20 protein-coding genes, 1 tRNA gene and 1 riboswitch are annotated in these 22,700 nt (G+C 70.0%); of the genes, 15 read left to right on the top strand and 6 right to left on the bottom strand.

The genetic code is table 11. The features are described from left to right. Positions 1-6 precede the first annotated feature (6 nt). On the top strand, positions 7-666 hold the full coding sequence (locus ACIBBB_RS22560; protein WP_398984638.1) for a SurA N-terminal domain-containing protein: 660 nt from the start codon (positions 7-9) through the stop codon (positions 664-666). Between the two features lie 34 nt (positions 667-700). Beyond that, the gene (locus ACIBBB_RS22555; protein WP_398984636.1) at positions 701-1,684 is read left to right on the top strand and encodes a nucleoside triphosphate pyrophosphohydrolase; all 984 of its coding nucleotides are present in this window, start codon (positions 701-703) and stop codon (positions 1,682-1,684) included. A gap of 39 nt (positions 1,685-1,723) precedes the next feature. On the opposite strand, the gene ACIBBB_RS22550 is transcribed toward ACIBBB_RS22555, so the two are convergent. Then, positions 1,724-2,281 carry a hypothetical protein gene (locus ACIBBB_RS22550; protein ID WP_398984634.1) on the bottom strand — a complete coding sequence of 186 codons (558 nt, stop codon included), beginning with the start codon at positions 2,279-2,281 and terminating at the stop codon, positions 1,724-1,726. A 104-nt stretch (positions 2,282-2,385) separates the two neighbouring features. On the opposite strand from ACIBBB_RS22550, the gene ACIBBB_RS22545 reads away from it, so the two are divergent. The 10 genes from ACIBBB_RS22545 (at position 2,386) to ACIBBB_RS22500 (ending at position 13,886) form a co-directional block, all read left to right on the top strand. Continuing rightward, positions 2,386-3,084, top strand: coding sequence for a TetR/AcrR family transcriptional regulator (locus ACIBBB_RS22545; RefSeq protein ID WP_398984632.1), 699 nt, complete (start codon positions 2,386-2,388; stop codon positions 3,082-3,084). A 130-nt stretch (positions 3,085-3,214) separates the two neighbouring features. Continuing rightward, complete coding sequence (locus ACIBBB_RS22540) at positions 3,215-4,474, top strand: cytochrome P450 (protein ID WP_398984630.1); 1,260 nt, start codon at positions 3,215-3,217, stop codon at positions 4,472-4,474. Positions 4,475-4,614: 140 nt separating this feature from the next. Then, entirely contained in the window at positions 4,615-5,559 is a 945-nt protein-coding gene (locus tag ACIBBB_RS22535) for a transglycosylase family protein (RefSeq protein ID WP_398984628.1), read from the top strand. Positions 5,560-5,816: 257 nt separating this feature from the next. Next, a riboswitch (cyclic di-AMP (ydaO/yuaA leader) is annotated at positions 5,817-5,994 on the top strand. 3 nt (positions 5,995-5,997) lie between these two features. Then, complete coding sequence (locus ACIBBB_RS22530) at positions 5,998-6,672, top strand: transglycosylase family protein (RefSeq protein ID WP_398984626.1); 675 nt, start codon at positions 5,998-6,000, stop codon at positions 6,670-6,672. A gap of 336 nt (positions 6,673-7,008) precedes the next feature. Then, entirely contained in the window at positions 7,009-8,295 is a 1,287-nt protein-coding gene (gene eno, locus ACIBBB_RS22525; protein WP_189109532.1) for a phosphopyruvate hydratase, read from the top strand. A gap of 145 nt (positions 8,296-8,440) precedes the next feature. Beyond that, a complete protein-coding gene (locus ACIBBB_RS22520) occupies positions 8,441-8,914 on the top strand; it encodes a septum formation initiator family protein (RefSeq protein ID WP_189109531.1) in 474 nt (157 codons plus the stop codon). A gap of 23 nt (positions 8,915-8,937) precedes the next feature. After that, a complete protein-coding gene (locus ACIBBB_RS22515) occupies positions 8,938-9,561 on the top strand; it encodes a DUF501 domain-containing protein (protein WP_398984624.1) in 624 nt (207 codons plus the stop codon). Then, positions 9,558-10,496 carry an exopolyphosphatase gene (locus tag ACIBBB_RS22510; RefSeq protein ID WP_398984622.1) on the top strand — a complete coding sequence of 313 codons (939 nt, stop codon included), beginning with the start codon at positions 9,558-9,560 and terminating at the stop codon, positions 10,494-10,496. The genes ACIBBB_RS22515 and ACIBBB_RS22510 overlap by 4 nt, the downstream gene beginning before the upstream one ends. A gap of 398 nt (positions 10,497-10,894) precedes the next feature. Next, positions 10,895-12,322 (top strand): NAD(P)/FAD-dependent oxidoreductase, encoded by a 1,428-nt coding sequence (locus tag ACIBBB_RS22505; RefSeq protein WP_398984620.1) that lies wholly within the window; start codon positions 10,895-10,897, stop codon positions 12,320-12,322. A 271-nt stretch (positions 12,323-12,593) separates the two neighbouring features. Beyond that, on the top strand, positions 12,594-13,886 hold the full coding sequence (locus ACIBBB_RS22500; RefSeq protein WP_398984618.1) for a class I SAM-dependent methyltransferase: 1,293 nt from the start codon (positions 12,594-12,596) through the stop codon (positions 13,884-13,886). Positions 13,887-14,012: 126 nt separating this feature from the next. Here the strand turns inward: ACIBBB_RS22500 and ACIBBB_RS22495 are convergent, their stop codons facing one another. Together ACIBBB_RS22495 and ACIBBB_RS22490 are read right to left on the bottom strand one after the other, a co-directional pair. Beyond that, positions 14,013-16,553 carry an ABC transporter permease gene (locus ACIBBB_RS22495; protein ID WP_398984616.1) on the bottom strand — a complete coding sequence of 847 codons (2,541 nt, stop codon included), beginning with the start codon at positions 16,551-16,553 and terminating at the stop codon, positions 14,013-14,015. 177 nt (positions 16,554-16,730) lie between these two features. Continuing rightward, the gene (locus ACIBBB_RS22490; RefSeq protein ID WP_398985005.1) at positions 16,731-17,492 is read right to left on the bottom strand and encodes an ABC transporter ATP-binding protein; all 762 of its coding nucleotides are present in this window, start codon (positions 17,490-17,492) and stop codon (positions 16,731-16,733) included. A gap of 436 nt (positions 17,493-17,928) precedes the next feature. On the opposite strand from ACIBBB_RS22490, the gene ACIBBB_RS22485 reads away from it, so the two are divergent. Continuing rightward, positions 17,929-18,012, top strand: a tRNA-Leu gene (locus ACIBBB_RS22485). A 445-nt stretch (positions 18,013-18,457) separates the two neighbouring features. Beyond that, on the top strand, positions 18,458-19,339 hold the full coding sequence (locus tag ACIBBB_RS22480) for a Bax inhibitor-1/YccA family protein (protein ID WP_398984614.1): 882 nt from the start codon (positions 18,458-18,460) through the stop codon (positions 19,337-19,339). 91 nt (positions 19,340-19,430) lie between these two features. Here ACIBBB_RS22480 and ACIBBB_RS22475 read toward each other — a convergent pair whose 3' ends face one another. After that, positions 19,431-19,661: a DUF4287 domain-containing protein gene (locus tag ACIBBB_RS22475; RefSeq protein WP_189109524.1), complete on the bottom strand. Its 231-nt coding sequence runs from the start codon at positions 19,659-19,661 to the stop codon at positions 19,431-19,433. A 102-nt stretch (positions 19,662-19,763) separates the two neighbouring features. On the opposite strand from ACIBBB_RS22475, the gene ACIBBB_RS22470 reads away from it, so the two are divergent. Further along, positions 19,764-20,096, top strand: a complete 333-nt coding sequence (locus ACIBBB_RS22470; protein WP_398984611.1) for a hypothetical protein — start codon at positions 19,764-19,766, stop codon at positions 20,094-20,096. Here the strand turns inward: ACIBBB_RS22470 and ACIBBB_RS22465 are convergent. Next, a complete protein-coding gene (locus ACIBBB_RS22465) occupies positions 20,080-21,162 on the bottom strand; it encodes a hypothetical protein (RefSeq protein ID WP_398985002.1) in 1,083 nt (360 codons plus the stop codon). The genes ACIBBB_RS22470 and ACIBBB_RS22465 overlap by 17 nt on opposite strands. Before the next feature lie 221 nt (positions 21,163-21,383). Beyond that, on the bottom strand, positions 21,384-22,601 hold the full coding sequence (locus ACIBBB_RS22460; RefSeq protein WP_398984609.1) for an acetyl-CoA C-acetyltransferase: 1,218 nt from the start codon (positions 22,599-22,601) through the stop codon (positions 21,384-21,386). Between the last annotated feature and the right edge of the window lie 99 nt (positions 22,602-22,700).

Genomic DNA, 22,700 nt, shown 5'->3' with positions numbered 1-22,700 from the left:
CACCCTTTGCACCGCCGCCGTCGCACAGCGCTCACACTCTCAGCCGCGCTCATCGCAGCGGCCCCGCTCCTCACCGCCTGCGGCAACGACGCCCACCCCGGCGCCGCGGCCGTCGTCGGCGGTGAACGCATCGAGGTGTCCACGCTGCAGGCCCAGGTCCGGGACGTACGCGACGCGCAGCAGGCGTCCCCGCAAGCGGCCGAGCTCATCAAGAACACCGGCCAGCTCGGGCAGGTCAAGCTCAACAGCATGATCTTCGACCGGATCCTCCAGAAGGCCGCGGACGACGCCGGTGTGAAGGCGTCCCGCAAGGACATCCAGTCCACCCGCCAGGCGGCGGCCCAGCAGTCCGGCGGCGAGGACCAGCTGGAGGCGATGCTGCTCCAGCAGGGCGCGCTCACCCCGGACCAGATCGACACCGCGATCCGGCGCGAGGTGCTGATGTCGAAGCTGGCGCAGTCGCTGGGCGCGAACACCACCACGCCCGAGGGCCAGCAGCAGGTGCTCGCCGTGCTGGTCAAGACGTCCGAGGAGCTGGGCATCGACGTGAACCCGCGGTACGGCGCGTGGGACGTGAAGCAGGTCAGGCTCGGCGAGGCGAAGACGCCGTGGCTCACCCAGGTCACGAAGGAGGCTCCGCCGGAGCAGGCCCCGACGGGCGCGTGAGGCGAGGCCGGGGCCCGGAGGTAGGTTTCCTCGGGTGACCGAAGAACCTGCCGTCGCCCCCGGCCGTATCGTCCTCCTCACCGTCAGCCACCGGGTCGCGCCCGGCGTGCTGTCCTGGCCCGCCTGGCAGACGCTGCGCGAGGCCGACCAGGTCCTGTGCGCGGACCCCGCGCACCCCCAGCTGCCGTATCTGCGCGAGGCCGGTGTCACTGTCGCGCTCGCCGCGCCCACCGCCCAGGAACTGGTGGAGGCCTGCGCCGGCGGCCGTACGGTCGTGGTCCTGCCCTCCGGCGAGGGCGACCAGGCCCTCACCGACGGCCTCTCCCGCCTCGCGGGCTCGGGCCGCGTCCAGATGCCCGACCTGGAGCTGCTCCCCGGCTCCTACGACCTGCCGGGCGCCCGCCTCCTCGACCTCGTCCAGGTCATGGACCGCATCCGCGCCGAATGCCCCTGGTCCTCCACCCGGACGCACGAGGGCCTCGCCAAGTACGCCATCGAGGAGTCGTACGAACTGGTCGAGGCGATCGAGAGCGGCGACCGCGACGAACTGCGCGAAGAGCTGGGCGACGTCCTGCTCCAGGTGGTCTTCCACGCCCGCATCGCGGAGGAGGAGGACGAGCCGTTCTCGATCGACGACGTGGCGGCCACGATCGTCGACAAGCTGATCCACCGCCACCCCCACGTCTTCGGCGACGAGAAGGCCGAGACCCCGGAGGACGTGAAGGCCCACTGGCTCCGCACGAAGGCGGCGGAGAAACAACGCGACTCCATCACCACCGGCATCCCTCTGGGCCAGCCGGCCCTCGCCCTCGCGGCCAAACTCACCTCCCGCGTCGCCGCCTCCCCCCTGGACGTCCCGCTCCCGCGGGGCGAGGGCATCGGTTACGACCTCCTGGCCCTCGCCGCCCGCGCGGAAGAGGCGGGCGCCGACCCGGAAGCCTCCCTGCGCGCGGCGTCCCGGGTCTACCGGGACGCGATCCTGGCGGCGGAGGCGAAGGGGCGGGACTCGGACGGGTAGCGGTGGGCGGGGTCCGACGCGATCCCCGGTCGCCAACGGTCAGCCCCTGCGGGCCGAGCGGGACAGGCGGAACGCCGAGACGAGGAAGAAGATCCCGCCGAGCGTGGCGTAGCCGGCGAGGGTGGTCAGCGCGGGGTCGTCCTGCGAGGCGCTTCGGATGAAAGTCGCACCGGCCAGCACCGAGATGCCGCCGCTGACGATCATGGCCCACTGGCCACCCATCGGCCGGCGCGCGACGCCCACGAGGAGCTGGACCAGCCCGGAGACGACCGCCCACGCGCCCCAGACGCGCAGCACGTCGGCGACGCCCGAGGTCCCGGCGACCGCGATGCCGACGGCGGCGAGCGAGCTGACGGCGATGTTCGCGTACAGGCCCTTGACCGGCCCGCCGACGCGCGCCGACCTGGCATCGACGACGGCCGCGGCCACGTCGAAGACCGGATAGAGGAACAGCAGCAGCTTCGCCCCGACGGTGAGGTCCGAGCCGGACACCAGCAGAAGCACCGCCCACGCGGCGGCGAAGACGAAGCGAATGACGTACAGCCGACGCAGGGCGGGCGTGGCGCCGATCTGGTCGGCGGAGGCGGTGGACGCCATGGGGTTCTCCAATGAGTAGGAAGCAGAGAGAACGTTCTCTCTACTTCTGGGGAGTCTGGCACACCTCTTCCGCGAAAAACAAGAGAGAGCGTTCTACCCCTACAATGGGTGACATGGCACAGACGGAAGTCGGCACAGGCACCGGAAGGCGGGTCTCAGAGGCCCGCGAGCGGCTCCTGGGGACCGCCGCGCGGCTCTTCTACGCGGAGGGCATCCACACGGTGGGCGTCGACCGTCTGGTCGCCGAGTCGAAGGTCACCAACGCCACCTTCTACCGCCACTTCCGCAGCAAGGACGACCTGGTCGCCGCCTACATCAGAAGCGTCGACCAGGCGATCCGCGCCCAGATCGGCTCCCTGACGGCCGCGGACGTGCCGACCGACGGGATCCTGCGGGGCATCGGTGCGTCCCTGGTCGAGCAGATCCGCTCGCCCGGTTACCGCGGATGCGCCTTCCTCAACGCGGCGGCGGAATTCCCCGATCCCGACCACCCGGTCCACCGGGCCGTCGTGCGACACCGTGACTGGTTCCTGCGGACGATCACCGGACTGTTCGCCGAGATCACCGCCTCGCAGGCCGACCACGCCGGGCGCCACTTCGTCATGCTCCGCGACGGCGCGATGAGCGCCGGCTACCTCGGCGACCCCGTCCTGGCCGGCGAGACCCTGCTGCGCGGCATCGACGGACTGCTGCGGATCCACACCGCCCGTGGGCTCGACGAGACCGCCGCCCCCACCCCCGGCCGGGCGCCCTCGCCGGCCACGCCGGTCTCCGGCATCGAGTGCTCGCCGCCCGGCGGGTAACCGCGTCGATCCACGCTCGGCGGCGCCGAGCGTCTCCTACCTACCGCGACGCGATCCTCGCGGCGAAGGCTCATCAGCTCCGCCCGCACCATGGGAGAACGCCGTCCGCAGGGGCCGTTACTGTCGGGCCATGCACGACCCCGCCGCCACGCCGCCGCCCCCCGCTCCCGCTCTCTTCACCTGGGAGTTCGCCACCGACCCCTACCCCGCCTACGCCTGGCTCCGCGAGCACGCGCCCGTGCGTCGGACCCGGTTGCCGAGTGGGGTCGACGCCTGGCTGGTGACGCGGTATGTGGACGCCAGGCGTGCGCTTGGCGATCCGCGGCTGTCGAAGAATCCCGTGCATCACGCCGAGCAGCCGCACGCCAAGGGGAAGACGGGAATCCCGGGGGAGCGTGGCGCGGAGTTGATGACGCATCTGCTGAATATCGATCCGCCCGACCACACCCGGCTGCGGCGGCTCGTGTCGCAGGCGTTCACGCCCCGGCGGGTGGCCGAATTCGCGCCACGCGTACAGGAGTTGACGGACGGGCTGATCGACGCATTCGCCGCGAAGGGGGAGGCCGACCTCATCCACGACTTCGCCTTCCCGCTTCCCATCTACGCGATCTGCGATCTGCTCGGTGTCCCCCGCGAGGACCAGGACGACTTCCGCGACTGGGCCGGGATGATGATCCGGCACGGCGGCGGGCCGCGCGGTGGGGTCGCGCGGTCAGTGAAGAAGATGCGGGGGTATCTCGCCGACCTCATCCACCGTAAGAGGGATGACCCCGGCGACGACCTGATCTCCGGTCTGATCCGGGCGAGCGACGACGGCGAGCATCTCACCGAGAACGAGGCCGCCGCGATGGCGTTCATCCTTCTCTTCGCGGGGTTCGAAACCACCGTGAATCTGGTGGGGAACGGCGTGTACGCCCTGCTCCGTAACCCCGGCCAGCGCGAGCGGCTTCAGCGCTCCCTCGACGCCGGCGAGACGGAGCTGCTCGCGACCGGGATCGAGGAACTGCTGCGCTACGACGGGCCGGTGGAGCTCGCCACCTGGCGCTACGCCACCGAGGCCGTCGAACTCGGCGGGCAGAGCGTCGCGGTGGGCGACCCCGTCCTCGTCGTACTCGCCGCCGCCGACCGCGACCCGGCGCGGTTCGCCGACCCGGACCGGCTCGACCTGTCGCGGAGTGACAACAAACACCTCGGATACGGCCACGGCATCCACTACTGCCTCGGCGCGCCGCTCGCGCGGCTGGAGGGACAGACCGCGCTCGCGACCCTTCTGACCCGCCTGCCCGACTTGCGACTTGCGGTCGATCCATCCGATTTGCGATGGCGTGGCGGGCTCATCATGCGTGGACTGCGCACGCTCCCGGTGCAGTTCACAGCGGTGCGTGACTGACGGATTGTCAGCACTGTGACTTTCACGTGATCTCCGCTGCATCGACTTGTGACAGGCGTTCGAGTGCGGCTACGTTCACGATCGTCCCGGCACTCACACGCTGGGACTCACGTTTCAGCAGTCTCACGGAAGGCAACCGCATGCGCTCCGGGAACGGCCGGCACCGTCGGCCCCGTCAGGCCCCCGCCCTTGTCGTCGCGGCAGGGGTGACAGGCTCGGCGATCGCCATCCCGCTGCTCGGCGCGACCGGCGCCAGTGCGGCCGACGCCTCCACCTGGGACCGCGTCGCCGAGTGCGAGAGCGGCGGCATGTGGAGCGCCGACCTCGGCAACGGTTACTACGGCGGCCTGCAGATCTCCCAGGAGACCTGGGTCGACTTCGGCGGTACGGCGTACGCCCCCACCGCCGACCAGGCCAGCCGCAGCCAGCAGATAGCCGTCGCCGAGAAGATCCTCGCGGCGCAGGGTCCGAGCGCGTGGCCGACCTGCGCGCTGGTCACCGGGCTCACGGCGGACGCGGACGCGGGCGCCGACGCGGGCGAGGGTGAGAGCCAGGACGCCGGCGCGGACACGGCTCCGGACAGCGAGCCCTCCGAAGGGTCCCCCGAGCCCGAGTCGAGCGAAGAGGCCGTGCTGCCCCCCGCTCCCGAGTCGACGCCGTCGTCCGGGCAGTTCGGCCGCGACTCGGCGTCCGACGCCGACGAGCCGAGCACGGAGCCGAACGCAGAACCGAGCGCGGAGCCCAGCACCGCCGACGCCGCCAAGGGCAAGCACCGCGGCGAGGCGGCCCCCGAGCCGAGCGAGCCGGCCGAGGCGGCCGAGACCGGCAAGGCGGGTAAGGCGGACGAAGACCGCGAAAGCGGCCGTCATGCCTCACGCGGTGACAGCTCGGTGCGCGGCGATGACGCCGCCGCCGACGGCTCGTACACCGTCCGCGCCGGCGACAACCTGTGGGCCATCGCCGACGAGCAGAAGGTGGAGGGTGGCTGGGCGGCGCTCTACAAGGCGAACCGCGAGGTCGTGGGCTCCGACGCGGACCTCATCCTGCCGGGCCAGAAGCTCGATGTGACCGCGAATCAAGGGTAGTTGCACGGGCTATGTCCGCATCTGAGCAAGTGAGACAAGCGTCTCTTCGCCCCAACTGATGCGATCTGCCCGGCAACTCACCCTCTTTCCGTTCCGACCTGCGTAAACAGAGGTTTCCTCGGGGCAGGATGGGCGAATCATCCCGGATGTTCCTTCTTTGAACATCCGGGATGTCTGTGTTTACGGTCTGAACCGCTCGCACCGCGGGCACCGTCGACCGTCACGCCGAATCCTGCCGTCGGTCGGGGGAGTACTCGTCGCATCACGCGCCGAAGGCAGGAGCGGGGGACCCACAGGTAAGCGCCGGTCATCACGGCCGGCTCGGGGTGGAGCCGTGCGCGGTGGGGACGTGAAGACGTTCCCGGGCCGCACGGCCGGGCAACTCACTTGGCCCGAACCCGACAGCTCACCTCGCAGGCGTCGGTGAGGAGATTTCGCATGCTGTTTTCCAGCGCGTCCGGCAAGGGCAAGCACCGTCGTCCGTCCAAGGCCGTCCGTTACGCCACGCTCGCCGGCATCACCGGTGCCGCTGTCGCGGCCCCGCTGATCGGCGCCACCTCCGCCTCCGCCGCCACCACCTCCGAGTGGGACGCCGTCGCCCAGTGCGAGTCCGGCGGCAACTGGTCGATCAACACCGGCAACGGTTACTTCGGCGGGCTCCAGTTCTCCGCCTCCACCTGGGCCGCGTACGGCGGCAGCGCCTTCGCGTCCAGTGCCGACCAGGCCTCGAAGTCCCAGCAGATACAGATCGCCGAGAAGGTCCTGGCGGGCCAGGGCAAGGGTGCCTGGCCGAGCTGCGGCGTGGGCCTGTCCAACGCCTCGAACGACGCCGGCTCCGCCGACCCGGCCCCGCAGGCCGCTCCGAAGGAGCGGTCCGCCCCGCAGCAGTCCGCCCCGCGTGCCGCGAAGGAGCAGCCCGCCTCGCGTAGTGAGACGCGCGGTCCGGTCAAGAAGGGCGACGGCGAGTACAAGGTCAAGCCCGGAGACACCCTCTCCAAGATCGCCGAGACCAAGAAGGTCGAAGGCGGCTGGAAGAAGCTCTTCAAGCTGAACAAGGACATCGTCGAGAACGCCGACGAGATCTTCCCGGGGCAGCAGCTCCACCTGAGCTGACCCTTTCCCCCTGAACCCCGGTCCGGCGCGCCTCACTCCCCCGGACGCGCCGGGCCGGGGTTCGGACGGTCTTCAGGCCATGGGCCGGACCGCGACCGACCGCGCCGGACCGCGCCGGACCGCGCCGGACCCCGACGGACCGCGACCGACCGCGACCGACCGCGCCGGACCCCGACCGCCCCCGGCCGACCCCTGGACATTCGCGGCCGAACGGTCATCGCGGACTCTTTTCGTCCCAGCGGGCGGGCATCTGCCGACCGCCGACCGGGAGCCGGTTAGGCTCATGCCGCAAGGCCAATGAGGCCCTGCACTCCAAGCGTCACATCCCAGAAGGAGATGCTCGTGCCGTCCATCGACGTCGTCGTAGCCCGGGAAATCCTTGACTCCCGAGGCAACCCCACGGTCGAGGTCGAGGTCGGCCTCGACGACGGCAGCACCGGCCGTGCTGCTGTCCCCTCCGGTGCGTCCACCGGTGCGTTCGAGGCCCTTGAGCTCCGCGACGGTGACCAGAACCGCTACCAGGGCAAGGGCGTCGAGAAGGCCGTCCTCGCCGTCATCGAGCAGATCGGCCCGGAGCTCGTCGGCTACGACGCCACCGAGCAGCGCCTCATCGACCAGGCGATGTTCGACCTGGACGCCACCCCCGACAAGTCCTCGCTCGGTGCCAACGCCATCCTCGGTGTCTCCCTGGCCGTGGCGCACGCCGCCTCCGAGGCCTCGGACCTGCCGCTCTTCCGCTACCTCGGCGGCCCGAACGCGCACCTGCTGCCCGTTCCGATGATGAACATCCTCAACGGCGGGTCGCACGCGGACTCGAACGTGGACATCCAGGAGTTCATGATCGCGCCGATCGGCGCCGAGTCGTTCTCCGAGGCCCTGCGCTGGGGCGCCGAGGTCTACCACACGCTGAAGAAGGTCCTGAAGGAGAAGGGGCTCTCCACGGGCCTCGGCGACGAGGGCGGTTTCGCGCCGAACCTGGAGTCCAACCGCGCCGCGCTCGACCTGATCCTCGTGGCCATCAAGGAAGCCGGTTACGCCCCGGGCAAGGACATCGCGCTCGCGCTCGACGTCGCGGCCTCCGAGTTCTACAAGGACGGCTCCTACGAGTTCGAGGGCAAGTCCCGCTCGGCCGCCGAGATGACCGAGTACTACGAGGAGCTCGTCGCCTCGTACCCGCTGGTCTCCATCGAGGACCCGCTCTTCGAGGACGACTGGGCCGGCTGGAAGGTCCTCAACGACAAGCTGGGCAGCAAGGTCCAGATCGTCGGGGACGACCTGTTCGTCACCAACCCCGAGCGCCTGGCCCGTGGCATCGAGGAGGGCTCGGCCAACGCCCTGCTCGTCAAGGTCAACCAGATCGGTTCGCTGACCGAGACCCTGGACGCCGTCGAGCTGGCGCAGCGCAGCGGCTTCAAGTGCATGATGTCGCACCGCTCCGGCGAGACCGAGGACGTCACGATCGCCGACCTCGCCGTCGCCACCAACTGCGGCCAGATCAAGACCGGCGCCCCGGCCCGCTCCGAGCGCGTCGCCAAGTACAACCAGCTGCTGCGTATCGAGGAGATCCTCGACGACGCGGCGGTCTACGCGGGCCGCAGCGCGTTCCCCCGTTTCAAGGACTGACCCGGGCAACCGGCCATCGGCCCGCCCGTCCTACGGCCGTCCCCGGCCACGGTCCCGTACCGTGTCCGGGGACGTACGCGCGTACAGAGGCAGTACGGCAGTACAGAGGAACGGGGCATGCCGGGCCTCTGAGGGAGGCGGGACCATGGCCGCGAACCGGGACCGGTTCTCCACCGCGACCAAGATCAGGATTCTGGGCGAGCAGACCGCCGCCCGGGTCTACCGCTCGCAGACCCGCAGACAGGCCCGCCGCTCCCGGCTCACCGGACGCGCCGCCTTCCTGGTGCTCGTGGTCTGCTCGCTGATCGTGGCGCTCGCCTATCCGATGCGGCAGTACGTGTCGCAGCGGAGCGACATCGCGGAGCAGGAGCAGCTGACGCGCGAGGCCGCGAAGCGGGTCGAGGAGCTGCGGGACGAGAAGGCCCGCCTCCAGGACGACGCGTACATCCAGCGGCTGGCGCGCGAGCATCTGCACTACGTGATGCCGGGGGAGACCGGCTACGTCATGGCCGACCCCCGGGCGGCCGAGGAGCACCGCACCGACCAGGGCGCGGCCGACCGGCCCTGGTACTCCAATCTTCTGGACGGCGTCGACAGCGCCGACCGGACGGACAGATAGACATCAAGGAAGCCGACGCAGGTATGCAAACGCCCCCTCCGCAGACAGAACGCACCGAGCCCACCGAGGCGGACGTCGAGGCGTTCAGGCAGCAGCTCGGCCGGCCCCCGCGCGGTCTGCGCGCCATCGCGCACCGCTGCCCCTGCGGGCAGCCCGACGTGGTGGAGACCGCCCCGCGGCTGCCGGACGGCACTCCGTTCCCGACGCTCTACTACCTGACCTGCCCGCGCGCGGCCTCGGCCATCGGCACGCTGGAGGCGAACGGTGTCATGAAGGAGATGACCGAACGTCTCGCCACCGACCCGGAGTTGGCCGCCGCGTACCGCAAGGCGCACGAGGACTACATCGCGCGCCGCGACGCCATCGAGGTACTGCCGGGCTTCCCGAGCGCGGGCGGTATGCCGGACCGGGTGAAGTGCCTGCATGTGCTGGTCGGCCACTCGCTCGCGGCGGGTCCGGGGGTGAACCCGCTGGGGGACGAGGCGCTGGCGATGCTGCCCGAGTGGTGGCGCAAGGGCCCCTGTGTGATCCCGTTCACAAAGCCCGGAGAAGTCGCAGAAGCCGCAGAAGCCGAGCCCGAAGCCGAGCCCGAAGCCGAGCCCGAAGGCGGGGCCTCGGCGGAGAAGCACGCGGGGGGCACGGCATGACCAGGGTCGCGGCCATCGACTGCGGGACGAACTCCATCCGTCTCCTCGTCGCCGACGCCGACCCCGCCACCGGCGAACTCGTCGATCTCGACCGCCGCATGACGATCGTGCGGCTCGGCCAGGACGTCGACCGGACGGGCCGGCTCGCCCCCGAGGCGCTGGAGCGCACCTTCGCGGCCTGCCGCGAGTACGCGGAGATCATCAAGGGCCACGGCGTGGACCGGACCCGCTTCGTGGCCACCTCCGCGTCCCGCGACGCCGAGAACCGCGACGATTTCGTACGCGGCGTCCTCGACATCCTCGGTGTCGAACCCGAGGTGATCACCGGCGACCAGGAGGCGGAGTTCTCCTTCACCGGGGCCACCAAGGAGCTGACCGGCCGCACCGATCTGGCCGAGCCCTTCCTGGTCGTGGACATCGGCGGCGGCTCCACCGAGTTCGTCGTCGGGACGGACCGGGTCACGGCCGCGCGGTCGGTCGACATCGGCTGCGTACGGATGACGGAGCGGCACCGCCCGAGCAGTCCGGCGACCCTCGGTGAGATCACCGCCATACGCGGGGACATCGACGCCGCCCTCGACACGGTCGAGGAGAGCGTCCCGCTGGGCGACGCCCGTACGCTCGTCGGTCTCGCCGGGTCCGTGACCACGGTCGCGGCGATCGCGCTCGGCCTGACCGAGTACGACCCGGCGGCGATCCACCACTCCCGGATCCCGTTCGAGCGGGTCCGGGAGATCACCGGCATGCTGCTGTCGGCCACCCACGACGAGCGCGCGGCGATCCCCGTGATGCATCCCGGCCGGGTCGACGTGATCGCGGCGGGTGCGCTGATCCTGCTCACGATCATGAAACGGACGGGCGCGGAGGAGGTCGTCGTGAGCGAACACGACATCCTCGACGGCATCGCGTGGCACGCGGCGGAGGAGTTGGAGTAGCACTCGGATCGCCTTTACGGAGGTCTTACGGGGGTCTCTGAACCCCCTCCCGCCCTCACCCCGGAACGAAGTTCGTGAAGTTCTTCACAAGGAAAAACGCGGGGTTGGGCGCACATCACTCTCCGGGGAGGCCCGACCCCGTTCCGGCCTCTCTGTACGGCCGGTCAACGGGTCGTTCCGGCGTCGTTGCGGGCGTGTGAACCGCCCGCTGGTCCACCCCCTGTGAAACACCTCAAGGGCCAGTTCAAGAGGGGTGCGGAACATCCCGCGGCGCCGTATGGTTCCGCTTCGGACAGGTGATGTCGATCATGAGGGCCGCGCAGTGTAGCAGAGGTGGGAAAGGGGCTTGTGAAGGGGCTCACGAGCACCCCCTCCCCGGCAGGTGGATACTCGATGGCATGAGCACCACGGAGCGTCCCAGGATCCTTGTTGTAGGCGGAGGGTACGTAGGCCTGTACGCGGCTCGTCGCATTCTGAAGAAGATGCGCTACGGGGAGGCGACGGTCACTGTTGTCGACCCCCGCTCGTACATGACGTACCAGCCCTTCCTCCCCGAAGCCGCGGCCGGCAGCATCTCGCCCCGGCACGTCGTCGTACCGCTGCGACGTGTGCTGCCCAAGGCCGAGGTGCTCACCGGTCGGGTCACGACCATCGACCAGGACCGCAAGGTCGCCACCGTCTCGCCGCTCGTCGGTGAGGCGTACGAGCTGCCCTTCGACTACCTGATCGTCGCGCTCGGCGCCGTCTCCCGTACCTTCCCGATCCCCGGCCTCGCCGAGCAGGGCATCGGTATGAAGGGCATCGAAGAGGCGATCGGTCTCCGTAACCACGTGCTCGAACAGCTCGACAAGGCCGACTCCACGACCGACGAGGAAGTCCGCCGCAAGGCGCTGACCTTCGTCTTCGTCGGCGGTGGCTTCGCCGGCGCCGAGACCGTCGGTGAGATCGAGGACCTGGCGCGCGACGCCGCGAAGTACTACACGAGCGTCAAGCGCGAGGACATGCGCTTCCTGCTGGTCGACGTCGCCGACAAGATCCTTCCCGAGGTCGGCCCGAAGCTGGGCAGCTGGGGCAAGGAGCACCTGGAGAGCCGGGGCGTCGAGATCTATCTCAAGACCGGTATGGAGTCCTGCGTCGACGGCCGTGTCGTGCTCGGCAACGGCCTGGAGGCCGACTCCAACACCATCGTGTGGACCGCGGGCGTCAAGCCCAACCCGGCGCTCGCCCGCTACGGTCTGCCGCTCGGCCCGCGGGGTCACGTCGACACCGACGCCAAGCTCCAGGTGCAGGGCACCAACCACGTCTGGGCCGCCGGCGACAACGCCCAGGTCCCCGACCTGGCCGCCCGCCGGGCCGGTGTCGAGAACGCCTGGTGCCCGCCCAACGCCCAGCACGCGCTGCGTCAGTCGAAGGTCCTCGGCGACAACGTGATCTCCGGTCTGCGGGGCTTCCCGCAGAAGGAGTACAGCCACGCCAACAAGGGCGCGGTCGCCGGTCTCGGCATGCACAAGGGCGTCGCGATGGTCGTCGTCGGCAAGCTGAAGATCAAGTTCCGTGGCCGGCTGGCCTGGTACATGCACCGCGGCTACCACGGCATGGCGATGCCGACCTGGAACCGTAAGATCCGCGTCTTCGCCGACTGGACGCTCTCGGCTTTCCTCAAGCGCGAGGTCGTCTCCCTCGGCGCGATGGAGACACCGCGCGAGGAGTTCTACGAGGCGGCCAAGCCCGCCCCGGCGCGTCAGGCCGTCGCCCCGAAGCCGGAGTCCGGCCCGGAGCCGGGGGCCACGAAGGCCAAGGCCGGCACAGGGGCTAAGGCTTCCTGACCGCGCGCCGGGGCGCGTAGGCGCCCTTACCGACCCGAAAGGGCCGCCCGCCATCCGTGGTGCGGGCGGCCCTTTCGCGTGCGCCCGGCGCTCAAGGTGGGTACGACAAGGCACGCAAGGGTGCGCACTGGCAGATTTGGTCACAAAATACGTGGCGGGTGCAGCTATTTTTGCCCACCCATTGCGTGCTGTCGGGACTGCAACTCCATACCGGCGGTGTTTACGTATCTGTTGAGCATTTCTGGGATCCACCATCACGGAGGTGTGCGCCATGGCTGACGCCGCACTGCGGCTGACCACTCTTGCCGAGGAACTGCTGGGAGCCCCTCTCCCCGTACGTATCCGCGCCTGGGACGGCAGCGAGTCGGGCCCGCCCGGCGCGCCGACCCTCGTCGTCCGGCACCGCCGGGCCCTGCGCCGACTGCTGTGGAAGCCGGGCGAGCTGGGACTCGCCCGCGCCTGGGTTGCCGGTGAGATCGACGTCGACGGTGATCTGTACGCCACTCTCGACCGGATCGCCGGACTTCTCTGGGAACGCGGCGCCGAGGCCGAGGAGACGGTGCACCCGCTGCGCGACCCGCGGATGCGCGCCGCCGGCAAGCGCCTCCTGGAGATCGCCGGCCCCTGGCCGCCGCCCCCGCCGCCGCCCGAGGAGGTACGGCGCAGAAGCGGCGCGCTGCACACCAAGCGCCGGGACAGGGCCGCGATCAGCCACCACTACGACGTGGGCAACGACTTCTACGAGATGGTCCTCGGACCCTCCATGGTCTACTCCTGCGCCTACTTCGAGCACGCGGACTCCCCGCTGGAGGACGCGCAGCGCGACAAGCTCGACCTCGTCTGCCGCAAGCTCGGGCTGAAGGAGGGCGAGCGGCTGCTGGACGTCGGCTGCGGCTGGGGATCCATGGCCATACACGCCGCGCGCGAGTACGGCGTCCAGGTCACCGGCGTCACGCTCTCCCGCGAGCAGGCCGCGTTCGCGCGCAAGCGCATCGCGGGCGAAGGCCTCACCGACCGGATCGAGATCCGGGTCCAGGACTACCGGGACGTCAGGGACGGCCCGTACGACGCCATCTCGTCGATCGGCATGGCCGAACACGTCGGGTCGGAGCGTTTCCGCGAGTACGCCGACGACCTCTTCGCCCTTCTCAAGCCCGGCGGCCGGCTGCTCAACCACCAGATCGGGCGCCGCCCCGAGAAGGACGAATCCACGTACCGGATCGACGACTTCATCGACGCGTACGTCTTCCCCGACGGTGAACTGGCCCCGCTCGGCCGCACCGTCGGCACGCTGGAGGAGGCGGGCTTCGAGGCCAGGGACGTCGAATCCCTGCGCGAGCACTACGCGCTGACGCTCCGTCAGTGGGTGCGGAATCTGGAGCGGCACTGGCCCGAGGCGGTACGGGCCACCTCACCCGGCCGCGCCCGCGTCTGGCGCCTCTACATGGCCGCGTCGGCGCTCTCCTTCGAGCACAACAGGATCGGCGTCAACCAGATCCTGGCGGTGAAGCCCGCCGAGACGGGCGTCTCGGGTCTTGCGCTGCGTACCCGCACCTGGCGCTGACACGAGTCACGGAGCCACTCGCCGCACGCGCCACGCACGCGCTTCATCCACGCCGGCACGGCGAAGGCCCCGCACCCGGGGGTGCGGGGCCCCCGGGGGCCTGTCCGCGCCGGCGCGGCGCCGGGGTCACTCGGTCTTGATCGCCGTCAGCATGTTGAGCTTCGCCGCGCTGCGCGCCGGCCAGAGCGCCGCCAGCACACCCACGAGCCCCGCGAGCACCAGGAAGATCCCGATCCGCTCCCACGGCAGGACCAGCGCGTACCCCGGGATCGACTCGCGGATCGTCTCGCCGATCGCCCAGGCCAGGAACGTACCGAGCCCGACACCGATCACCGCGCCGAAGACCGAGATCACCACGGCCTCCAGCCGGATCATGCGCTTGACCCTGCGGCGGTCCAGGCCGATCGCCCGGAGCATGCCGATCTCCTGCTGACGCTCGAAGACGGACATCGCGAGGGTGTTGACGACACCGAGCACCGCGATGATCAGGGCCATCGCCAGCAGTCCGTACATCACGTTCAGCGCGGTGTTGATGATGCCGCCGAACATGTTCCTGATGTCCTGGCGGTCGTTCACGCTGATCGCGGGGTTGTCGCCCAGCGCGTCCACCAGGGCCTGTTCGTTGGCCTCGGTCATGCCGCCGTCCATCGCCACGTACACCTCGGGCGTGTGCGGGTCCGCCTCGTGCGGCCCCACCAGATCGGTGGAGATCAGGACCGGTGAGATGAACTCGTTCTGTTCGTAGGTGGCGCCGACCTTCAGCCGCGCGGTCTTCTCGTCCTGGTACTCCACCGTGACGGTGTCGCCGGTCTTCCAGCCGCGCGACTTGGCGGTCTCCGAGTCCACCGCGATCGCGTCACCGCTCAGTGTGTCCAGCGAACCGGTCACCGTCTTCATGGCGAGGACCCGCTCGATGTCGCCGGGCGTCACAGCCGACGTGGAGGCGCCCTCGCCGTCGATCGTCAGCCACGACGAACGCTGCGGGGAGGCCGCGCTGACACCCGGGGCCTTCTCCAGGGCCGTGACCGCCGACTCGTCGAGACCGTGGCCGCTGGCCATCGTGATCATGTAGTCGGCCTTGATGTTGTCCGTGGTCATCTTGTCGATGGCCTGGCCCAGCGTCACGCCGACGGTGGTGAGGCCGGTGACCAGCGTGAGGCCGATGGCCAGCGCGGACGCGGTGGCGCCCGTACGGCGCGGGTTACGCACCGAGTTCAGCCCGGCCAGCTTGCCCGCGACGCCGAACACCCGGTTCAGCAGCGGCTGTACGAGGGCGATGACAGGGCGCGACAGCAGCGGGATCAGCACGATGATGCCGACGAGCGAGAAGAAGGCACCGGCGCCGATGATCAGCTTGCCGTCCTTCCCGACCGCGGCGCCCCCGATGATCCCCGCGGCGCCGATGAGGGTGAACACGGCGCCGATGGAGTTGCGCAGGACCAGCGACTTCATGGTGGCCACGGCGTGCACGCTGCTCATGGCGGCGACCGGCGGGATCTTCGCGGCCCGCCGGGACGGCAGCCAGGCGGCGATCAGGGTGATCACCACGCCGACACCGAAGGCGGCGGCGACGGCGACCGGGCTGATCACCAGCGGACCGGCGGGCACCTTCGCGCCGAACGAGCCCATGGCCGCACGCAGTCCGACGGCGAGACCGATACCGAGGACGAAGCCGATCGCGGAGGCGACAAGGCCCACGACCAGCGCCTCGGCCATCACCGAGCGCTTGACCTGGCGGCGCGAGGCACCGACGGCGCGCAGCAGCGCCAGCTCCTTGGTGCGCTGGGCGACCAGCATGGTGAAGGTGTTGGAGATCAGGAAGATCCCGACGAAGAGCGCGATGGCCGCGAACGCGAGCAGCATCTGGTTGATGCCGCTGAGCTCGCTCTCGATCTGCTTCGCCTGCTCCTCGGCGAGTTGCGTGCCGGTCTGGGCCTCGGCGTCCTCGGGGAGCAGCGGCTCGACCTTGCTGAGGATCTCCTTGTCGGAGGCGCCGGGAGCGGCGGTGACGGTCGCGTCCCGGAAGAAGCCCGGCTCCAGGTAGAGCTTCTGGGCGACGGCGGTCTCGAAGAGCACCAGGCTGCCGCCCGCGTTGACCGCGCCGTCCTCGGTGGTGAAGACACCGGAGAGGGTGTACTCCTTCACCGGCCCGTTGGTGGAGACGCGCACGGGGTCGCCGACCTTGTACTCACCCCTGGACGCCGTGGACTTGTCGAGCGCGATCTGGCCGGCCTCCGTGGGGCCCGCGCCGTCGGTGAAGTCGTACGCGGCGTCCTCGCCGTTCTCGGCGGGGGAGAAGTTGGTGCCGGTGTTCGACCAGCCGTTGCCGATGAGCTTGCCGTCCGGGTCGGCCACGCCGGCGAAGCCGTCGACCCGGCCGGTGACGGTCCGGACGCCGTCGACGGCGCCGATCCGGTCGAGGGTCTCGGGGCTGAGTCCGGGCTCCGGCTTCTTCCCGTCCGCCCCAGGCTCGTTGGTCTCGTAGGTGGAGACGGAGACGGCCACGTCCTTGTAGCTCTTGGCCGACTGCTTGTTGAAGGCGTTGCCGAGGGTGTCGGTGAAGACCAGGGTGCCGGAGACGAAGGCCACGCCGAGCATCACGGCGAGCACGGTCATCAGCAGCCGGGCCTTGTGCGCGAGCACGGTGCGCAGGGCGGTACGGAACATGGTGGGAGTCCAGACGAAGTGGGCAGGGCTAACGGACGGCTCGACCGGAGGCGTCGCGAGGGACGGACCGGGGGCCGAAGGGCGGCGTGGCAGGTGGGCCGGAGAGCGGCGGGGGCGGACGTGCCGGGACCGCGCCGCGGGCGGCGGGAGAGTGTCAGGGGCGCCGGGCGGCGGAGGTCAGCTCCTGCGGCCCTTGGCGTCGAAGGCCTTCATACGGTCGAGCACACCCTCGGCGGAGGGGTGCGTCATCTCGTCGACGATCCGGCCGTCCGCGAGGAAGATCACCCGGTCGGAGTAGGAGGCGGCCACCGGGTCGTGCGTGACCATGACGACGGTCTGGCCCAGCTCCCGTACGGAGTTGCGCATGAAGCCCAGCACCTCGGCGCCGGCCCGTGAGTCGAGGTTTCCGGTCGGCTCGTCACCGAAGATGATCTCGGGCTGGGAAGCCAGGGCGCGCGCCACGGCCACCCGCTGCTGCTGGCCGCCGGAGAGCGCGGTGGGACGGTGGTGGAGCCGGTCCTTGAGACCGATCATCGAGATCACGTTGTCGAGCCACTGCTTGTCGGGCTTACGGCCCGCGATGTCCATGGGCAGCGTGATGTTCTCCAGGGCCGTCAGCGTCGGCAGCAGGTTGAACGCCTGGAAGATGAAGCCGATCTTGTCCCGGCGGAGCTGGGTGAGCTGCTTGTCCTTGAGCTCGCCCAGCTCGGTGTCGCCGATGCGTACCGAGCCGCTGGTGAAGCTGTCCAGCCCGGCCACGCAGTGCATCAGGGTCGACTTGCCGGACCCGGACGGGCCCATGATCGCGGTGAACTCACCCTGCCGGAAGTCGACGGTGACCTGGTCGAGGGCGACCACCTGCGTCTCGCCCTGCCCGTAGACCTTGGACAAGCCGGAGGCGTGGGCGGCCACGGCGCTGGCGCGGTGGAGGAGAGGCATGGTCGTCACGGGAGGGGCTCCTAGCGGGGAGTGTCTGGCGGATTGACTTCATCCTCTCCGCCGTACGGGCGCGGGTCGTCACCCCGCATGCCCGTTCCTGGGGCCATCTCGGGTCGGACCGGGAGGCCGCTCCGTCCTCCTCCGGTATGACGTCGACCCTGACTCAAGTACTCCCGTCATCCCCCGGTCACACCGTCGACGCCTGTGCGCAATCCGTGTGCGGGGAGTGGCGAATAGTAGACAGAGAGCGGCGAGTTTCCGTCATATCGCAAGGTCCGTATCAAGACCTTCGTCCTGCTTCCGGCATGTGCCGATGGCGTGTTACCAGGGCTGACACTCCCTCAGGTGCCAATAAAATCAGACAGGATCGGCTGAGTACTCGGCCGTCCGAGGGGTCCTCCCGGATAGGCTCGTGAGCCAACGCGGAGCCGCGTACGCCCGGATGGTGGAATGCAGACACGGCGAGCTTAAACCTCGCTGCCCCAATTGGGGCGTACCGGTTCAAGTCCGGTTCCGGGCACACTCTCTGAACGCGTGCTGACCTGCGAAGATCGATTTGCCCCCAGCTTTTTGCCTCTGAGGCACACTATTGCTGAAACGTGCCTGCAGATCGCCTTCTGCGACCAACTCTTCGCAGAAAAAGCACTCTTGACGAATAGTCAGCTCGGAAACGCGGTGAATCCGCAGCTCAGGCCCCATGATCACATTGTCGAGTGCGCGTCAAACAGCTGATTCGAGAGCTCCGGCACCCCGCCGCCGAAGGACCGCCGGGGAGCCGTCGCAAAGGCCCCGGACGGTCGAGGAACCGCCACCGGACGGGGCCCCGGGGCGCCCTGGCGGCCCGGGGCCGGAACCCGTCGCGTCACGATCGAGGAAAGATCCTCCCAGGGCACTAGGGTGTTCCTTTTGCTCCCGCATTACTCTTGTCCCAAGGCCGCGCAGGGTGGCCGCCATGGAGGAGTGAGATGAGGAGCAGCAACCCGGTCTTCTCGCGACGGGGCTTCAGTCGCGACAACGGCCAAGCGGGCTTCAACGCGGCGCCGCAGGCCGGGGGCCCCGCCGTAGGCACGCAGAACCCGTACGCGACCAACCCGTACGCGGCCAATCCTTACGCCCCGCAGACGGACGGTCAGTACGGTGGCCCCCAGGCGCCCGCCCGCGCCGGGGTCATGACGATCGACGACGTCGTGACGCGCACCGCGTCCACGCTCGGCACGGTCGTCCTCACGGCCGTCCTGGCCTGGGTCCTGCTCCCCGTCGACGAGAGCAACCTCGGCAAGTCGTACGGCATCGCCATCGGCGCGGCCCTCGTCGCCCTGGCCCTCGCGCTCGTCCAGTCGTTCAAGCGCACGCCGGTCCCGGCGCTGATCCTGGGCTACGCCGCGTTCGAGGGTGTCTTCCTCGGCGTGATCAGCAGCGCGGTGAGCACGTACCTCTCCCCGGGCGTGGTCGTCCAGGCCGTGATGGGCACGATGGCGGTCTTCGCCGGTGTGCTGTTCGCGTACAAGATGCGCTGGATCCGCGTCACGCGCCGCTTCTACGGCTTCGTGATGGCCGCCGCGATGGGCTTCGTGCTCCTCATGGTCGCCAACCTGCTGTTCAGCGTCTTCGGCGGCGGTGACGGCCTCGGCTTCCGCAGCGGCGGTCTCGGCATCCTCTTCGGTGTGATCGGCATCATCCTCGGCGCGTGCTTCCTGGCGCTCGACTTCAAGCAGGTCGAGGACGGCGTCACGTACGGCGCGCCGCGCGAGGAGTCCTGGATGGCGGCCTTCGGCCTCACCATGACCCTGGTCTGGATCTACCTGGAGATGCTGCGGCTCTTCTCGATCCTGAGCGGCAACGACTAGGCCGTGTCCCAGGGCGTGTGACCGACACGGCGAAGGGGTCCATGGGCGACAGCCCGTGGACCCCTTCGCCATAGGTGCCGGCCCGGTGTGGTCAGCCCAGACGGCGGGCGGCCCGCCTCAGGTCGTGCTCGTGGATGATCGCCTTGGCGTGCCCGTACGCGAGGTCGTGCTCGCCGCGGAGCCAGGCGACCTTCTCGTCGAATCGGACGAGGGCGGGACCTTCGTCGACCGCGCGGAGCCAGTCGGAGATCTCGCGACCTGTGCACTGTGGGATACGGGACAGCAGGTTGCGGTGGGTCTCTTCGGAGAAAACAAGGGACATCGGCGCCTCCGGAGGCAGCTCGCGCGTACTGGTCCTTCACGTCACCGTGCCTGAGGGTTCGCCCGTTGGCAACAGTGCGGGGGAGGCGCGTAGGGTCGCGGCGTGCTTGATACGACGCGCCTGACAGCCGCCGTGGACCGATTCGCCGACCGGCTGCGGGCAGCCCCGCAGAGCAGGTTGCAGCGCGGTGCCGCGGCCGAAGGGCTCGCTCTGGCCAGGGAATTGTCCGTACGTGCTCAACGCATCGAGGCCCCGGACGGTGGCCCGGACGAGCCGCCGAGAATCATGCCGGACGCCGGCGTCTTCGTTGTCGCCGACCAACTCACCGTCGCGGCGGGTGACCTGGCGGAGGCACTGAGAACGGCCCCGTCCGTGGCGGAACTGGACGAGGCCGTGCGGGCTGTCGAGCGGGCGGTGGCTAGAGCGAAGCTATGACCCGGTCGGCGAGGATGTAGATGTGGTCGTCGGCGGGGACGTCCTCGTCCGCCGCACCCGTGTTCTCCGCGCCGGTGCCGTCGCACGCGCCGGCGGGCACGCCGCACGAGAACGTGAGGGCGTACGCCCCCGAGATGCCCGAGCCGCCCAGCAGGAACGGTGTACCGCCGTCGCGCAGCGCGCCCGCGAGTCGTTCCGCGGTCTCGCGGTGGCCCGGGGTCATGCAGAGCGTCGTACCGTCCGTGAAGACGTACACGTCGAGCGTGCCCAGCGGGCCGGGGCGGACGTCGGCCAGCGCGGTACGGGCGTCGGCCAGCTCTTCGAGCCGCGCGACCGTGCGCTCGTGGTCGGTGACGACCGGCGTGCGGACCGGCACGAAGTCCGGGTGCGAGGGGTGCCTGCGGCGGGCGGCCGCCAGCTCCGGGGAGTCCTCGGCGAATTCACCGACCTCGCTGACCTCACTCACCTCGCTCAGCTCGGGCAGTCCGTCGAAGTTCCCGTACTCCCCGAGGTCTTCCAGGTCGTCGTACTCACCGAGCTCGGCGGCGTCGGCGCCCAGGTCGCCGCGCTCGCGCAGCTCGGCGAGTTCCGCCAGCTCCGCGAGGTCGTCGTAGTCGTCGTCGGTGGCACGGCGGGCGCGGTCCGCACGGTCGAGGGCGTCCAGGTCCAGCGCCTCCAGACCCACGAAGTCGGCCTGGCGCGGCACGTAGAACGGTCCGTCGTCGGCGCCGGGACCGGTGAGGCCGCCCAGCAGCGACGGCGCGTCGGTCGCGTCGCGGGCCTCCTGCGCGGCCCAGAAGGCACGCGCCTCGGCCAGCTCCCGCTCGCGCTCCTCGGCCAGGGCCTCGGCCACCGCGAGCCGTATGTCCTCGGTGGAGGTGGCGGCGGCCGGTGCCGGTTCGCCGGAGCGTGCCTGCGGTACGGCGGCGCCGCGGCCGCCCTGGTTGGTCAGGGACAGCTCGCCGCGCAGGGCAGTGACCTCTCGCCGTAGCCCGTGTGCGGCGTGCAGGGCGGCGACGCCCACGGCCGTGGCGGCGGCCGTGGTGAGCAGCAGGGCAATAGACATGGCGCTCACTGACTTACTCCCGGTCTTCAATGGTCCCCCGACTTCCTACATCAGCTTGTCGTGGGGGCGCGCACGTCGGCAGTGCATTACGTCATGAATTGGACAGGTCTTTCGACCTTATGATCAGCCCCATTGCCGCCGCGACCAGCGTAAATGGGTCTCCCCCAGCAGGTAGGTCACATCCTGGGGGAGATTGAGTCACGACTGGGGCTCGACCGGGTTCAGCTCAGCCGCTCGATGACCATCGCCATACCCTGGCCACCGCCGACGCACATGGTCTCCAGGCCGAACTGCTTGTCGTGGAACTGGAGCCCGTTGATGAGCGTGCCCGTGATCCTCGCACCCGTCATACCGAAGGGGTGGCCGACGGCGATGGCGCCGCCGTTGACGTTGAGCTTGTCGAGGTCGACGCCCAGGCCCCGGTAGGAGGGGATGACCTGAGCCGCGAACGCCTCGTTGATCTCCACCAGGTCGATGTCACCGATGCCCAGGCCCGCGCGGCCCAGCGCCTGCTTGCTGGCCTCGACGGGGCCGTACCCCATGATCTCCGGCGAGAGGGCGGAGACACCGGTGGAGACGATGCGGGCCAGCGGGGTCAGGCCCAGCTCGCGCGCCTTGGTGTCCGACATGATCACGAGCGCCGCCGCGCCGTCGTTGAGCGGGCAGCAGTTGCCGGCCGTGACCAGGCCGTCCGGGCGGAAGACGGGCTTGAGGCCCTGGGTGCCCTCCAGGGTGATGCCGGCGCGGGGGCCGTCGTCCTTGGCGACCACGGTGCCGTCGGGGGTGGTGACAGGGGTGATCTCGCGCTCCCAGAAGCCGTTCTTGATGGCTTCCTCGGCGAGATTCTGCGACCGGACGCCGAACTCGTCCATCTCCAGGCGCGTGATGCCCTTGAGCCGGGCCAGATTCTCGGCGGTCTGCCCCATGGAGATGTACGCGTCGGGGAGAAGACCGTCCTCGCGCGGGTCGTGCCAGTCGGCGCCCTCGGAGGCCGAGACGGTGGCGGTACGGGCCTCGGCCTCGGCGAAGAGGGGGTTGTGGGCGGGCGCGCCGTCGCTGGAGCCGTTGACCGAGCGGGACACCATCTCGACACCGGCCGAGATGAAGACGTCGCCCTCGCCCGCCTTGATGGCGTGCAGCGCCATGCGGGAGGTCTGGAGCGAGGACGAGCAGTAGCGGGTGATGGTGCAGCCGGGCAGATGGTCCATCCCCATCTGTACGGCGACGATCCGGCCCAGGTTGTGGCCCTGCTCGCCGCCGGGGAGACCGCAGCCGAGCATCAGGTCGTCGATGTCGCGCGGGTCCAGCTCGGGGATCTTGGCGAGTGCGGCCTGAATGATGGTCGCGGTCAGGTCGTCGGGCCGCAGCTCCTTCAGGGAGCCCTTGAAGGCCCGGCCGATGGGGGAGCGGGCGGCAGAGACGATCACGGCTTCGGGCATCACGGCTCCAGTGGGGCGGGTGCGGTACGGCGGTAGTGCCGTCTTGTGAAGTTACCCGCACGTACGGCGCGGGGTCACCCGGCCCGTCGTGTGACGAGG

This window comes from Streptomyces sp. NPDC051217, from assembly GCF_044455465.1.
In the GTDB taxonomy this organism is placed as follows: Bacteria; Actinomycetota; Actinomycetes; order Streptomycetales; family Streptomycetaceae; genus Streptomyces.
This window is presented reverse-complemented; position numbering and strand designations above follow the sequence as displayed.

Bases quoted from the DNA above. Each gene is read 5' to 3' on its own strand.
- ACIBBB_RS22520 (WP_189109531.1), top strand. From the start codon at position 8,441: ATGGCCGCGAACCGGGACCGGTTCTCCACCGCGACCAAGATCAGGATT.
- ACIBBB_RS22495 (WP_398984616.1), bottom strand. From the start codon at position 16,553: ATGTTCCGTACCGCCCTGCGCACCGTGCTCGCGCACAAGGCCCGGCTG.
- ACIBBB_RS22530 (WP_398984626.1), top strand. From the start codon at position 5,998: ATGCTGTTTTCCAGCGCGTCCGGCAAGGGCAAGCACCGTCGTCCGTCC.
- eno (WP_189109532.1), top strand. From the start codon at position 7,009: ATGCTCGTGCCGTCCATCGACGTCGTCGTAGCCCGGGAAATCCTTGAC.
- ACIBBB_RS22535 (WP_398984628.1), top strand. From the start codon at position 4,615: ATGCGCTCCGGGAACGGCCGGCACCGTCGGCCCCGTCAGGCCCCCGCC.
- ACIBBB_RS22510 (WP_398984622.1), top strand. From the start codon at position 9,558: ATGACCAGGGTCGCGGCCATCGACTGCGGGACGAACTCCATCCGTCTC.
- ACIBBB_RS22505 (WP_398984620.1), top strand. From the start codon at position 10,895: ATGAGCACCACGGAGCGTCCCAGGATCCTTGTTGTAGGCGGAGGGTAC.
- ACIBBB_RS22465 (WP_398985002.1), bottom strand. From the start codon at position 21,162: ATGTCTATTGCCCTGCTGCTCACCACGGCCGCCGCCACGGCCGTGGGC.
- ACIBBB_RS22480 (WP_398984614.1), top strand. From the start codon at position 18,458: ATGAGGAGCAGCAACCCGGTCTTCTCGCGACGGGGCTTCAGTCGCGAC.
- ACIBBB_RS22545 (WP_398984632.1), top strand. From the start codon at position 2,386: ATGGGTGACATGGCACAGACGGAAGTCGGCACAGGCACCGGAAGGCGG.
- ACIBBB_RS22500 (WP_398984618.1), top strand. From the start codon at position 12,594: ATGGCTGACGCCGCACTGCGGCTGACCACTCTTGCCGAGGAACTGCTG.
- ACIBBB_RS22515 (WP_398984624.1), top strand. From the start codon at position 8,938: ATGCAAACGCCCCCTCCGCAGACAGAACGCACCGAGCCCACCGAGGCG.
- ACIBBB_RS22475 (WP_189109524.1), bottom strand. From the start codon at position 19,661: ATGTCCCTTGTTTTCTCCGAAGAGACCCACCGCAACCTGCTGTCCCGT.
- ACIBBB_RS22540 (WP_398984630.1), top strand. From the start codon at position 3,215: ATGCACGACCCCGCCGCCACGCCGCCGCCCCCCGCTCCCGCTCTCTTC.
- ACIBBB_RS22490 (WP_398985005.1), bottom strand. From the start codon at position 17,492: ATGCCTCTCCTCCACCGCGCCAGCGCCGTGGCCGCCCACGCCTCCGGC.
- ACIBBB_RS22460 (WP_398984609.1), bottom strand. From the start codon at position 22,601: ATGCCCGAAGCCGTGATCGTCTCTGCCGCCCGCTCCCCCATCGGCCGG.
- ACIBBB_RS22550 (WP_398984634.1), bottom strand. From the start codon at position 2,281: ATGGCGTCCACCGCCTCCGCCGACCAGATCGGCGCCACGCCCGCCCTG.